Below are 14,676 nucleotides of genomic sequence, written 5' to 3'. Positions count from 1 at the left end.
GTGCTTACTGCGCGCTCGCCAGGCCGGTGCCCAGGAGTTTGCGGATGAGTTTCTGCCCCACGGCCGACAGGGCCTCGCGGCTCCAACCACTCTGGCCACCGGCACCGCTCCAGACGGTGGAGCCCTTTTCCACGTCGACGATCTCCAGGGCTACGCCGACAGCAGGCTCACCGTCCACACCGACCTTGTAGCGCCACTCGTCCACGGAGCCGAGCAGCGCATAGCGGACACCTTCGCTGCGTGCCCAGGCCAGCGCATCCTCCCGGCGCTTGGTATCGCGTCCATCGAACAGGGTTTCCTGCTGCGCATCGCCGGTATAGCGCTTGACGGAATGGATCCCGCGGGTGTGCAGCAGGGTCGTGGCGATGCTTTCGGCGCGGCTGCCGGCCATGGGTGTTTCGGTATGGTTCTCGAACGGCAATACCGCCCAGCTGGCATTCTTTTCCAGGGCAGGAGCCGTGCCCTGGTCCAGGGTGGAGCATGCGGAAAGCAGCCCGATCAGGGCAGCACCCGTGAGCACGCGGATACGGGCTGCAAGAAAGGTACGGTGTGTCATGGGAGAACTCCTTGAAAGCTTCAGAAGTGAAGGCGGTAGGCGAGCTGCAGTTCGCGGGTGGTGCCGGTGGTATTCACACCCGACTTGGAGAAATTCAGGCCCACCATCAGATGGTCCGCACCGAACACGCTGGTGGCCAGGCCGAAACTCAGGTCATAGCCCGCGCCGTTGATGCTGTGATGGGTCAGGGCGAGGCTGGCAAAGGGCCGCAATGCGCGCGAGTATTCCTGCGCATAGTGCATGTTGGTCGAGACCTGGATTCCCGAGAACCGGAAGTTGCCGGGCAACAGATAGTCCATGCCGGGCACTTCGCCCGCGGGCAGATACCGCAGGACAGCGACATCACGTCCTCCGAGCAGCGCGGGATCGCTGCGGCTGAACCGATGCCATGACGTGAAGGCCCCGAACTGGATCATCGGCGCCTCATTGCGGTAGGTATGGGTGTATTGCAGCGTGGTGTGGTTTCCCGAGCCTATGCGCGTCCCCGTCTGCAGGCGATAGCGGTCTGCAGCGAACTCCAGGCTGAGCTGGTCGAGCCGCGACAGCTGATAGCTGGCGCCCACAGCCACACGGTCCTTCATGCCGCCCATACGCATCGGCAGTGTCTCCTGGGCCTGCAGATTGCGCCCCAATGAAGCCTGTACGCTCCAGCGGTTGCCCACGCTCTGCATATGCGAGACCTGCATGGGTGTATAGCTTTCCAGGCTTTCACGCCGACCGAGCATGAACTCGCTGCGGGACTCCTGTGTCTTGCGCGTCAGGCGCAGGCCTATGCCACGCTCGGATGAAGGCGCTTGCACGGTGCCGCGATCATTCACGGTACGGCGGTTGTGATCCGCATCGAGATCCAGGGCCCAACGCGAACTTAATGCCCAATGCCAGCGCAGCTGCTTGAGCTGTTCGTCTATGCCATCCAGCCGCCGGCTGTGCAGCTGCACGCCCGCGTAGTCGCTGAAAGCCAGCAGTTGCTCGGTCAACGCCAGATGCAGGGTATCGTCATCGGGCTGGTCCAGCTGGGTCTCGAAGGCAGCTGTCTGCGCCAGGCGGCCATCGCCCGACATCGACGCGGCATTGATGCGGTCGTAGCGCGCCAGGCCTTCGTCGTGCCGCTCCAGCAACTGCCCTGCCTGGGCATGATCCTTCTCGGCCAGCGCCACGGTGATCTCCGCCCACAGCGGCCGGTTGGCACGTTTGCCGCGGCTCAGCGCATATTGCTGCCACAAGTAGCCGCGCTCGGTGGAATACTCGCCGCGATCCTGCAGCCAGGCGATGGCCAGCTCCACGGCCGCGGGCGAGAAATCTCGTCGGCCATCGGTGCCGTCCATGCGCATCAGCTCGCGCAGCAGCGCCAGTTCGTCGTCACCGTGCAGCTGCGAGAGCATCAGCCGGTTGCGGGCCTGGCGTTGCACTTCATCCAGTCCCTGCGGCGTCAGCCAGCGGCGCAACGCCCTGTCCTTCTCGGCATCCGCGGTGGCTGCGCCTTCAGCGCCAGCGAATGTTCCGCGCGCCTGCCGGGCCCACAGATCCCGGCGCAACCGCCATGCCAGATCGATCTGCTGGTCCTGCTCCAGCGCATCGGCATAGTTCATCATCCACAGGAAGTCATCCCTGTTCTCTGCCAGGTGGGGGCGCAGGTAGCGCTGCAGGGCCACCGTAGGACGCGACAGCGCCATGTATGCCGCAGCCAGCGCATCGTGCATTTCCGGATCCTGGGCCCAGGCCGCCTCCACCTGCGCCAGCAACGGCTTGAGCACCGCGGCATCCTGCGTGTCGACAAGCAACCAAAGCAGTGACTGGCGCATCAGGGTCGAGCCTGGGTCCAGCTTCAGGCCGCGCTGCAGCAATGCAAGCGCCTTGTGGGCCTGACCTGCTCGCTGGTAGTAGAGTGCTGCGGCATGAAGAAAGGCTGGCTGCTCCAGCAACATGCCCGCCAATTTCGGGTCGGCCATGACCAGCGCGAGCTGCTGGCCGACCCGATTCCAGTCGCCTTGGTCCTCGAGCATGTACAAGGCCTGGGTCAGGTGGCGCGGATCGTGGAACTGTTCCCAGGCCCGCAGCGAGACCTGCGCGGCTTCGCGCCGGTTTGTGCGCATCAGCAGATTGATGACCTCGTCGAAATCCCGTGCCGTCGCATCCGGCATCTCCAGCAGGCGCCGGAACGCCTTGAGCGACAAATCCTCCTGGCGCTGCTTTTGCGCCACTTCGCCCAGCAGCCGCCAGTAATCGGCCTCCTCGCTCATATGGGCTGGCACACGGGACTGGGCATCCTTCAACCATTCCAGGCCCAACTCTCTTTCGCCCTGGAGAAAAGCCAGCACGGCAGCCGGCATCGTATTGGCGGGGGTACGCTGCTCCGGGTCGCGCAGCACGCGCTTCCAGGCATCGAGCGCCACCTTGTGCTGTCCCGCACGCTCGGCCAGCTGGGCCAGCAGAATCTGGGACTCCGGCGTCGAACCATGGGCCTGCAGGTAGTCGATTGCAGGCTGAGGTTCGGCCTGGCGTTCATATGCCTGAACCAGGGCCCGCTGCATGGCGAGGTCCCCGGGACGCTGGCTCAGCTGATGCCGCAGTCCGGCCACCAGCGCGCGGTCGTCGAACAGGCCGGGAGCAAGGCGCATCACGGATTTCCACGCATCTTCGCGCTGTGTGGCCTGGGCAATGGCCAGCCAGTTGTCCAGCGCTACCTGTGGGCGCCCCGACCATTCCGAAACCTGGGCCAGGCGTTCTCGCCACACCATGTTCTGAGGCGCCTGCCGCACCGCGGCATCGGCTACGCGCCAGGCGTCTTCCAGGTTGCGGTTTTCCAGAAAAACCTCATAGCCCAACTGATAGGTCTTGTCGTCAAACGGCAGGCCGGGTGAAGCCCGCTTGCCCGCTGCGGCCGTACGCACCATGGCCCATCCTGACGCATTCCACGCCATATGCCTCAATGCCCAGGCTCCATCGTCGGCGGCACCGGCCACGGCCACATCCGTACCGTGCATGCTTTGCCACTGCTGCAGCAGCGACAGCTTGAGCAAAAGTTTGGCGTAGCGCTCCGCCTCTGCCGTATCCCCGGCGGCGCGTGCCAGCGCAATCAGCTTGCGCAGTGTCTCGGGGTCGCGGCCCAGCAGGTCTTGCTGCTCGCGCGCCCAGGCCAGCGCCTCCCGGGTTCTGTTTCCGGACTGCAGCACCTGCAGGGCCTGCCACAGATATTCACGCGACTGCTGTTCATCATGGATCGTGGCGCTGGCCTTGCGCAGCCAGCGGGCGGAATCCTCGTACATCGACAATCCCAGCATCTGGCGTGCTGCCGCTTCCTGGACCCGGGCCTTCTCTGCAACGTCCGGCTGTTTCTGGGCAAGCTCCTCGTAGACCGACGAGGCCAGCGGCATGTCATCGAGCACCAAAGCGCAAGATGCCAGATAGAGCACCTGCTCCTTGCTCAGTTGATCCCGTGGCACGGCCTTGAGGGCCGCAATCACTTCCGGAGCCAGCAGCTTGGCCTGCCCTGCGGCCCGATGTCCTTGCTTCTGCGCCTCCAGATAGCGCTGGTACAACGTCTGCCAATGGTCCCAGGCCTTGGCGGCGGCGTCGGGCAATGCCTGCTTGCGCGCATCCTCGGCCGCCTGCTTGATTGCCTCAAGCCGCTGCTGCTTGGCCTTGAACAGTGCCTGCAGGCGCTCGTTGCCCGGATCGCTCTTGAGCAGGTTGGTCAGATAGTTGAGAGAAAGTTCCGAGTCATCCGCAGTATCGGAGAGCCGGCGCTCCAGGGCCTGCTTCGGGAAAAGCATCCACAAGGCCCCGCCGATCAGCACTGCCAGCAGTGCAATCAGCCAGGAAGGAACCGTGATCGGGCGCTCAGAGCGCCCGGCATTGCGCTTGTAATTGGGCACGATTGTGGGCACTTCTAAAGGAACGAATGGCAGAGCGGTCCGACGCAGGCACCGCGCTGATGGGGTTTGCAGTACTCGCCGAACTCAGCGAGCAGCCCGGAGGCAGATACATGCGCAGCTCCAGCGGTACATGGCCTTCCAGTGTCAAACGCAGGCCGCCATCCGGCTGGGGCTGCCACTCTCCCAGACGGGCATTGGCATCCACCAGATAGGGGAGCGCCGCAGCGGCAGCCGCTTCCTCACGCATCTTTACCCGGGCAGCGCCATTGACCAGATGCAGGTAATAGCCATCTACCCCTTTCACATAACCCGCGATGCCCGAGCCGGCGTCGACCACGGGAACGCCCATGCCGGGAGGCAGACGCAGCGTGCGCAGCTGCCCCGGACCGCGCAGCCGCCAGGCATCCCCTTCCCTGCCGATCGCAAATTCGTAGAAATCCGCGACCTTGCGGATGTACTCGGAGGCATAGACCGGATGCAGGCGTTGGCTCATTGCCCAGCCGTAGGCCTTGTGCAAGGCCTTGAGGCTCGCCTGCTTGCTGGCCGAATAGGAGTGGTAGTAGATATCCACGGCCTTGAGCCGCCTTGGCGCATCCGTCATCTCGAACGTCTCGATGACGCGCTCGAAACCGTAGAAGGGGCCGTGCCACAGATTGGTGTAGATATTCTCATTGGTGACAGGCGCGTAGATCTGCAGATGGCCGCCTTTCCGGATGCCCCAGCTCTTGACTTCGGTCAGCGATGGATTGCTGCGCGTGATCGAGGTATCCCCGCCGTTCATGTTGAGCAGGCCCGCCGCATCCGAAATGGCCAGGGCCTCCGCGCTGGGAGCCGTATCGCCCGTCCACAGGAACACCTTGACTGGCTTGCCCTCGGGCGCCAGGCGTCTGCGGATGTAGTCGACCGAGCCCTCGATTTCGCGGCGCAGATCCATCTGATAGCCTGGAATGTTGAGGTTTAGATCCACTTCCTTGCTCTCCGCAAACAGGCCGTGGCTCACGGTCCGGTCCCACAGATAGGGGTGCGAATAGGAGTGGCTCGCGATCTCGACATTCGGCATCGCGAAGATGCGCCTGGCAATGCCTTCGAGCTGATCCGCCCATCGGGGATACAGGCCCTGGGGCGACACTTCGGCTTCGATGACGGATATCGTATGCGGGATGCGATAACGCTCCAGGATTTCGCGGCGCAGCATTTCTCCGGCAAAAGGAGCTCCGGGCGCCTCGGCCCTGGAAGGAAAGCCGTCACCGTCCACATGGGCCATGAGCAACCGGCGGCCGTTCTCGGTTGTCACGTCCGGCACCGGGAAATCAGGGAGCCTCAGCGCCTGCTTCAGCAGCTTGAACGGATCAACCACCCATCTCGACTGCTCAGTGCCTGGTATGTCGGCCACCACGTAGGGACTCATCGCAAAACCTCCCCATGGCGTAATGGCCGCCGAGACAAAGCGCTGCCCCTTCGCATCATCGAAAGACAGCAACTGCCTGCTCTGCTGCAGCATCTGCGGCGTCAGCAGCCAGCCGGAGTAGTCATGCGCCGGATCGGCAGGCTCGGCCTCGAAGCCCATCAGCGGCGACTGCTCGGCCTTCTTCAGCGGAAAGGCCGGCGCGGCCTCCATGCTGCGCACCCCCAGCGTCGTCATCAGCGTGCGATCCAGCGGAATGCCCGGCGCGTCCATCATCAGCACCGGCATGCCTTGCTGCATCTGGCGCATGAGCCATGCACGCACATCCTTGAAACGCGCATCGGGAATGGCGCCGCCGAACCAGCTCACCACACCGGCATAGCGATCGCGCACCACATCGGCCGGCAATGGAGAGCGGACATCGGCATAGTCCACGATATAGCCCATGTAGTTGATGGGCATCTCCAGAAAGCGATGGGCCGACGAATAGTTCAGTGCCGGATCGTCCGCACCGTTGTAGAGCACCAGCACCCGGCGTGCCACGGTTTCGACGCTACCTATGCCCAGCGTCTGCAGGTCGGCATCGCTCACCCAGGGAATGATGCCCAACAGCGCAATGCGCCGTGCCGTGTCGCGCGTGGCATCGCGATCGTGAGGCGCCACATAGTCGATGGCCAGCACCGGCAGCTTGTCGCGCTCGCGAATGGCCTGCAGCTGCTGCAGCAGCCATTCGCGGTCCTTGGCCGGTATGTCCACATAGCGCTTGAGGTTTGCATCCCAGCCGCGATACAGCGACTCCGCGGCCACCATCTGGATCTTGTCGCGCACGCGCGGCACGATCTCGAAGCCGCGGTTGAGAATCAGCCGGATGCCCGGGAAGCGCTGATGCAGGGTGTCGATGACGCGGACCAACCCCTCCTGCTGCGCAGCTTCATCGAAGTTCGCGGCCAGGCGGTAGGAATCCAGCGTATCCAGAAAGAAGCCCCGGAACCCCTTGTCCCACAGCGGAGCAATCACCTCATCCGCGAAGAATGCCGGCCATTGCGCAGGGGTCTGGTCGATCACGATCGAGCGCCAGGCTCCATTGCGCGCCAATTTCCATTCGGCAGGAATTTTCCGGAAATAAGCCCTGTCCGGCAGCACCTCTGCCACCGAGGCATAGGCATAGAGCTCGCTACCCGGCGACTGCTGGCGAAAGCGCACCGGATCATAGCCATGGTCGGGTTCGACGACGGCGATGTCATACAGGCCGAGCTCGCTCAGCGAAGCCTTGCTGCCGTAATAGACGGCCACCGCCGGCTCTGCAGCCGGGATGCACCAGCTGCACAACAGCGCCCAGCAGAACACGCAGCTTCGCAGGAAAGCGTTCACGGCTTCTCCCTTGGAAAGGTAGTTTTAAGAATCTATATAGTTATTTTGTATCGACAACCAACTTTCGTTTGTTAAAAACTTTCGTGAAACAGGGGAAACACTAGATTACGCGTAAATATGTTACTTGGCGTGTCTTCTAAAAATTTCTGCTTCCGCGTGTATCCAAGGGTAGCTGCTATGGAAGGCATGGCAATAGCGTAGGTAAAAGCACCGACGAATAAATGCAGAGCACCACGCTCGCCCGCAGTAAAGGATGCATGAGGCAAGCCAATACCATTGCAGCCATTCAGAATCCGATCCGTGCGCCATGTCCGGCCAACACACAAAACTTCCTCTTCATTTGCAACATGCGTATCGACACGCCCTGTACCGCGTGCATGGGGGAAGCGCTCCCGGAATGGACTGGCTGCTGCAGGTCGGCGTGCACCAGCCCATGCTGCTGGCCGGCTATGCGCGGCATCAGGTCCGCTGCGCCACCTATCTGACGGCCTGCAATCCGCATGGACAGTTGCTTGGCGCCGAGGACAATGCCCGGCGCATGCACCAGCTGCGTGAAGCGCTGAAGGCCGGCGGCTGGAAGTTCGAGACCGGAGTCGGCCAGGATCCGCAAGACCAGTGGCCCGGCGAAGCCAGTGTGCTGGTCTGGGGCATGGATGTGCCTGCTGCACGCACCTGGGGCGAGCAATGGCAACAGAATGCCGTGCTGTTCTGCGATGCCGATGCAACACCGGCGCTGCTGTGGCTGCGCTGATCTCTATCGATTTGATAGCTGCCTGCGCTGTCCAGCCTTTAGATCCAGAGCATTGTTGAGCTGAACTGAAGGTAGGAGCGCGCAAGCTGCTATCGAAATAAAAAACGCCCCGAAGGGCGCTTTTTCGACCAAGGCTGCAGCCATGGGTTTCCATGGGGCAGTTCGCTGCCCCATCGGAGCTCTCACCGGTGCCCATGGTCTGGCGGCTCTCACGTGCCGCAACCCCGGTCAGGTTGCGGCTTCCAGTCCTTCAGGGCCGTCCGCGAAGGACGGGCCCATGGCCTTAGCGAGGCAGCTCGCTGCAGCCCATCAGGAACTCGTCCACCGCACGCGCGGCCTGGCGGCCTTCGCGGATGGCCCACACGACCAGGGACTGGCCGCGGCGGATGTCGCCGGCGGCGAACACCTTGGGCACGCTGGTCGCGTAGCCGCCGATGAAGTCGGTCGTGGCCTTGGCGTTGCCCCGTGCGTCCTTGTCCACGCCGAAGGCATCGAGCACGGTGGCCACCGGATGCACAAAGCCCATGGCCAGCAGCACCAGGTCGGCGGGCCAGACCTTTTCGGTGCCTGCCACTTCGGCCAGCTTGCCGTCCTTGAACTCGACCTGCACGGTGCGCAGGCTCTTGACCTTGCCCTTCTCACCGATGAATTCCTTGGTGGAGATGGCAAATTCGCGCTCGCAGCCTTCGTCGTGGCTGGACGAAGTGCGCAGCTTGATCGGCCAGTAGGGCCAGACCAGGGGCTTGTTCTCCTGCTCGGGCGGCATGGGCATGACCTCGAACTGGGTCACGCTCTTGGCGCCGTGGCGGTTGCTGGTGCCCACGCAGTCCGAGCCCGTATCGCCGCCGCCGATCACGATGACGTGCTTGCCGTCCGCGCGGATCTGGCCCTTGAGCTTGTCGCCGGCGTTGACCTTGTTCTGCTGCGGCAGGAACTCCATCGCGAAATGGATGCCGTCCAGGTCGCGGCCCGGCACGGGCAGGTCGCGCGACTGCTCGGAACCGCCGGTCAGCAGCACGGCGTCGAACTCGGCCTTGAGCTGCTCGGGGCTGATGGTTTCCTTCGCCCAGTTGGTGACCTTGGAGTCCTGGCCCAGGCCGTCCTTGCCGGCGATGAGCACGCCGGTGCGGATCTTCAGGCCCTCGGCCACGAGCTGCTCGACGCGGCGGTCGATCAGCGCCTTGTCCAGCTTGAAGTCGGGAATGCCGTAGCGCAGCAGGCCGCCCACGCGGTCGTTCTTCTCGAACAGGGTCACGTCGTGGCCCGCGCGCACCAATTGCTGGGCGGCGGCCAGGCCGGCCGGGCCGGCGCCGACCACGGCCACCTTCTTGCCCGTCTGGTGCTTGGGCGGCAGGGGCTGGACCCAGCCTTCCTCCCAGGCGCGGTCGATGATGGCGTGCTCGATGGACTTGATGCCGATGGGCGCGATGTTGATATTGGCCACGCAGGCCGCCTCGCAGGGCGCGGGGCAGATGCGGCCCGTGAACTCGGGGAAGTTGTTGGTGCTGTGCAGCGTGGCGATGGCGTTCTTCCAGTCGCCGCGGTACACGAGGTCGTTGAAGTCCGGGATGATGTTGTTGACGGGACAGCCGTTGTTGCAGAACGGCGTGCCGCAGTCCATGCAGCGTGCCGCCTGCTGGCGTGCCTGGCCTTCATCGAGGCCGATCACGAACTCCTTGTAGTGCTTGAGGCGTTCGGCGACGGGCGCATAGCCCTCTTCGATGCGTTCGTATTCGAGAAATCCGGTGGTCTTGCCCATGGTGTTCAATCCTTGAAATCTGTGTTCGCGAGAAGTTCAGCGGCGGCCATCACTTGGCCAGGGCTGCTTCCTTTCGGGGAGTGGCTTGCGCGGATGCGGCTTGCTTTTCCTTTTGCTTGCGTTCATAGATCTCGCCGAGGGCACGCTGGTACTCGGTCGGGAACACCTTGACGAACCGGGCGCGCGCGGCGGCCCAGTTGTCCAGCAGCTCGCGGGCGCGGGTGGAGCCCGTCCAGCGGCTGTGCGCCTCCAGCAGTGCACGCAGCTGCTCGTCGTCGCTCTGGCCGCGGTGCCAGATGGCGGGGTCGATGCGCGAGACGAACTCGTCGTGCGGCAGCACCTTCTCGAGCTTGACCGAGGCGGTGTTGCAGCGCTGGGCGAACTGGCCGTCCTCGTCGTAGACATAGGCCACGCCGCCGCTCATGCCGGCCGCGAAATTGCGGCCCGTCCTGCCCAGCACCACCACGGTGCCGCCGGTCATGTATTCGCAGCCGTGGTCGCCCACGCCTTCGACCACCGCCGTGGCGCCCGACAGGCGCACCGCGAAGCGCTCGCCGGCCACGCCGGAGAAGAAGGCCTCGCCGCTGGTGGCGCCGAACATCACGGTGTTGCCCACGATGGTGTTGGCCGTGGCATTGCCGCGGAATTCATGGCTGGGACGCACGATCACGCGGCCGCCCGACAGGCCCTTGCCCGTGTAGTCGTTGGCTTCGCCGGTCAGGTTCAGCGTGATGCCGTTGCACAGGAAGGCGCCGAAGGACTGGCCGCCCGTGCCCTCGAAGTGGATGCGGATGGTGTCGTCGGGCAGGCCTTCGGGGTGCACCTTGGTCACGGCGCCCGAGAGCATGGCGCCCACGGAGCGGTTCACATTGCGCGCCACTTCCATGATGCGCACGGGCTCGCCCTTGCTGATGGCAGGCTGGCAGCGCTCGATGAGCTTGGTGTCCAGCGCCTTCTCCAGGCCGTGTTCCTGCTTTTCCACATGGTAGCGGGCCACGTCGGCAGCCACTTGCGGCTGGGCAAACAGGCGGCTGAAGTCCAGGCCCTGGGCCTTCCAGTGCTCGATGCCCTTGCGGGTGTCGAGCAGGTCGGAGCGGCCGATCAGGTCGTCGAACCTGGCAATGCCCAGCTGGGCCATGATCTGGCGCACTTCCTCGGCAATGAAGAAGAAGTAGTTCACCACATGCTCGGGCTTGCCCGAGAACTTGGCGCGCAGCACCGGGTCCTGCGTGGCCACGCCCACGGGGCAGGTGTTGAGGTGGCACTTGCGCATCATGATGCAGCCCTCGACCACCAGCGGCGCCGTGGCGAAGCCGAACTCGTCGGCCCCCAGCAGCGCACCGATGACCACGTCGCGGCCGGTCTTCATCTGGCCGTCGGCCTGCACGCGGATGCGGCCGCGCAGGCGGTTGAGCACCAGGGTCTGCTGGGTTTCGGCCAGGCCGATTTCCCAGGGCGAGCCGGCATGCTTGATCGAGGACCAGGGCGAGGCGCCCGTGCCGCCGTCATGGCCGGCGATCACCACATGGTCGCTCTTGCACTTGGCCACGCCTGCGGCAATCGTGCCCACGCCGACTTCGGACACCAGCTTGACCGAGACGTCGGCATGCGGGGCCACGTTCTTCAGGTCGTGGATCAGCTGGGCCAGGTCCTCGATCGAATAGATGTCGTGGTGGGGCGGGGGCGAGATCAGGCCCACGCCGGGCACGCTGTGGCGCAGCGCACCGATGTAGTCGGAGACCTTGCCGCCGGGCAGTTGGCCGCCTTCGCCGGGCTTGGCGCCCTGGGCCATCTTGATCTGGATCTGGTCCGAGGAAGCCAAGTATTCGGCCGTGACGCCGAAGCGGCCCGACGCCACCTGCTTGATCCTGGAGCGCAGCGAGTCGCCGGCTTCCAGCACGATGTCGGATTCGACCTTGTCCTTGCCGATGATGGAGGCCAGGGTCTCGCCCTTGGTGATCGGAATGCCCTTGAGCTCGTTGCGGTAGCGCCTGGGGTCCTCGCCGCCTTCGCCGGTGTTGCTCTTGCCGCCGATGCGGTTCATGGCCACGGCCAGCGTGGCATGCGCCTCGGTGGAGATGGAGCCCAGCGACATGGCGCCGGTGGCGAAGCGCTTGACGATTTCCTTGGCCGGCTCGACCTGGTCCACGGGAATGGCCTTGGCCGGATCGAACTTGAACTCGAACAGGCCGCGCAGCGTCATGTGGCGCTTGCTCTGGTCATTGATGATCTGGGCGTATTCCTTGTAGGTGCTCCAGTTGTTGGCACGCGTGGAGTGCTGCAGCTTGGCAATGGCGTCGGGCGTCCACATGTGCTCCTCGCCGCGGGCACGCCAGGCGTATTCGCCGCCCGCGTCCAGCATGTCGGCCAGCACCGGATCGTCGCTGAAGGCAGCCTCGTGGTTGCGGATGGTTTCCTCGGCGATCTCGAACACGCCGATGCCCTCGACGCGGCTGGCCGTGCCCGTGAAGTACTTCTCCACGGTGTCGCTGTTCAGGCCCACGCATTCGAAGAGCTGGGCGCCGCAGTAGGACATGTAGGTGGACACGCCCATCTTGGACATGATCTTGGACAGGCCCTTGCCGATGCCCTTGACATAGTTGTAGACGGCTTTCTCGGGCGTGACGGGGCTGCCTTCGCGGCGGAAGATGTCCACCAGCGTTTCCATGGCCAGGTAGGGATGCACGGCTTCGGCGCCGTAGCCGGCCAGCACGGCGAAGTGGTGCACTTCGCGGGCCGTGCCGGTTTCCACCACCAGGCCGGCCGTGGTGCGCAGGCCTTCACGCACCAGGTGCTGGTGGATGGCCGACAGCGCCAGCAGTGCGGGAATGGCCACCTGCGTGGCGTTCATGCCGCGGTCGCTGATGATGAGGATGTTGGCGCCGCCCTTGATTTCGTCCACGGCCTGCGCGCACAGCGAGGCCAGCTTGGCTTCCACGCCCTGCTTGCCCCAGGCCAGCGGATAGGTGATGTCGATGGTGGCGCTCTTGAACTTGCCGTGCGTGTACTTTTCGATGTCGCGCAGCTTGGCCATGGCCTCGAAGTCCAGCACGGGCTGCTGCAGCTCCAGGCGCATGGGCGGGTTGACCTGGTTGATGTCCAGCAGATTGGGCTTGGGGCCCACGAAGGACACCAGGGACATGACGATGGCCTCGCGGATCGGGTCGATCGGCGGGTTCGTCACCTGGGCGAACATCTGGCGAAAGTAGTTGTACAGCGGCTTGTTCTTGTCGGACAGCACGGCCAGCGGGCTGTCGTTGCCCATGGAGCCGATGCCCTCCTCGCCCTTCTCGGCCATGGGCGCGAGCAGGAACTTGATGTCTTCCTGCGTGAAGCCGAAGGCCTGCTGGCGGTCCAGCAGCGGCAGCGCGGCAAACGGCACCTGCTGCTCGGCGCTCTGCGCGGGTTCGCCGGTTTCCAGGCTGTCGAGCTTGATGCGCAGGTTCTCGATCCACTGCTTGTAGGGCTTGGTGTTGACGATGTTGGCCTTGAGCTCCTCGTCCTCGATCATGCGGCCCTGCTCCAGGTCGATGAGCAGCATCTTGCCGGGCTGCAGGCGCCACTTGCGCACGATCTTGCTATCGGGCACGGGCAGCACGCCGGCTTCGGAGGCCAGGATGACCAGGTTGTCGTCGGTGATGCAGTAGCGCGAGGGGCGCAGGCCGTTGCGGTCCAGCGTGGCGCCGATCTGGCGGCCATCGGTGAACACGATGGAGGCCGGGCCGTCCCAGGGCTCGATCATGGCGGCGTGGTATTCATAGAAGGCGCGGCGGCGCTCGTCCATGGCCTCGTGCTGCTCCCAGGGTTCGGGGATCATCATCATCACGGCCTGGCTGATCGGGTAGCCGGCCATGGTCAGCAGTTCCAGGCAGTTGTCGAAGGTGGCCGTGTCGGACTGGCCGGCGAAGCTGATCGGATACAGCTTCTTGAGGTCTTCTCCGAGCACGGGCGAGGCCATCACGCCTTCGCGCGCCAGCATCCAGTTGTAGTTGCCGCGCACGGTGTTGATTTCACCGTTGTGGGCCACATAGCGATAGGGGTGGGCCAGCGGCCACTCGGGGAAGGTGTTGGTGGAAAAGCGCTGGTGCACCAGGCCGATGGCCGAGACGCAGCGCTCGTCGGACAGGTCCTTGTAGTACACGCCCACCTGGTCGGCCAGCAGCAGGCCCTTGTAGACCACGGTGCGGCTGCTCATGCTGGGAACGTAGTATTCCTTGCTGTGCTTGAGCTTGAGGTTCTGGATGGCGGCGCTGGCCGTCTTGCGGATCACGTAGAGCTTGCGTTCCAGCGCGTCCTGCACGATCACGTCCGTGCCGCGGCCGATGAACACCTGGCGCAGGATGGGCTCCTTTTCCTGCACGGTGGGCGACATGGGCATGTCGCGGTTCACGGGCACGTCGCGCCAGCCCAGCAGCACCTGGCCCTCGGCCTTGATCGCGCGCTCCATCTCCTGCTCGCAGGCCAGGCGCGAAGCATGCTCCTTGGGCAGGAAGATCATGCCCACGCCGTATTCGCCGGCGGGCGGCAGTTCCACGCCTTGCTTGGCCATCTCTTCGCGGTAGAGCTGGTCGGGAATCTGGATCAGGATGCCCGCGCCGTCGCCCATGAGCTTGTCGGCGCCCACGGCACCACGGTGGTCGATGTTCTCCAGGATCTTGAGCGCGCCCAGCACGATGTCATGGCGCTTCTCGCCCTTGATGTGGGCCACGAAGCCCAGGCCGCAGGCGTCGTGTTCGTTGCTCTTGGAGTACAGACCGTGGTCTTGGAGATGCTGGATCTCGGAAGCCGTCGTCATGGGGGAATCCTCAGTTTTCTATCGCAGGGACCGCAAGATTACGACAGCACATGACCTTATGCAATATTTTTTAATTGGGGTCAGATACTAATTAATATCCAATAAGTTTCATAAGAAATTAATTAGGGACACCTTAAAATCGAAGGAAAGAACCCCATTGAATC

6 protein-coding genes are annotated in these 14,676 nt (G+C 64.1%); 1 reads left to right on the top strand and 5 read right to left on the bottom strand.

Annotation, left to right across the window (positions count from 1 at the left end; genetic code table 11):
• Nucleotides 1-4: 4 nt before the first annotated feature.
• From V8Z74_RS01040 to V8Z74_RS01030, 3 genes are read right to left on the bottom strand one after another with little or no spacing between them, the layout of a single operon-like run.
• Nucleotides 5-556 carry a penicillin-binding protein activator LpoB gene (locus V8Z74_RS01040; protein ID WP_066473568.1) on the bottom strand — a complete coding sequence of 184 codons (552 nt, stop codon included), beginning with the start codon at nt 554-556 and terminating at the stop codon, nt 5-7.
• A 20-nt stretch (nt 557-576) separates the two neighbouring features.
• Complete coding sequence (locus V8Z74_RS01035) at nt 577-4,431, bottom strand: tetratricopeptide repeat protein (protein WP_349707475.1); 3,855 nt, start codon at nt 4,429-4,431, stop codon at nt 577-579.
• On the bottom strand, nt 4,397-7,207 hold the full coding sequence (locus V8Z74_RS01030) for a bifunctional glycoside hydrolase/polysaccharide deacetylase family protein (RefSeq protein WP_349707474.1): 2,811 nt from the start codon (nt 7,205-7,207) through the stop codon (nt 4,397-4,399). The genes V8Z74_RS01035 and V8Z74_RS01030 overlap by 35 nt, the downstream gene beginning before the upstream one ends.
• Before the next feature lie 397 nt (nt 7,208-7,604).
• Between V8Z74_RS01030 and V8Z74_RS01025 the strand changes: the two genes are divergently transcribed.
• Entirely contained in the window at nt 7,605-7,958 is a 354-nt protein-coding gene (locus V8Z74_RS01025) for a DUF3293 domain-containing protein (RefSeq protein WP_349707472.1), read from the top strand.
• 283 nt (nt 7,959-8,241) lie between these two features.
• Here V8Z74_RS01025 and V8Z74_RS01020 read toward each other — a convergent pair whose 3' ends face one another.
• Both V8Z74_RS01020 and V8Z74_RS01015 read right to left on the bottom strand, forming a co-directional pair.
• Entirely contained in the window at nt 8,242-9,717 is a 1,476-nt protein-coding gene (locus V8Z74_RS01020) for a glutamate synthase subunit beta (RefSeq protein ID WP_349707471.1), read from the bottom strand.
• A 49-nt stretch (nt 9,718-9,766) separates the two neighbouring features.
• Entirely contained in the window at nt 9,767-14,512 is a 4,746-nt protein-coding gene (locus V8Z74_RS01015) for a glutamate synthase-related protein (RefSeq protein ID WP_349707470.1), read from the bottom strand.
• Nucleotides 14,513-14,676 lie beyond the last annotated feature (164 nt).

The organism is Comamonas sp. w2-DMI, from assembly GCF_040187735.1.
Classification (GTDB): Bacteria; Pseudomonadota; Gammaproteobacteria; order Burkholderiales; family Burkholderiaceae_C; genus Comamonas; species Comamonas terrae.
Note: the sequence above shows the minus strand (reverse complement) of the source record. Positions and strands in the feature narration are given on the sequence as shown.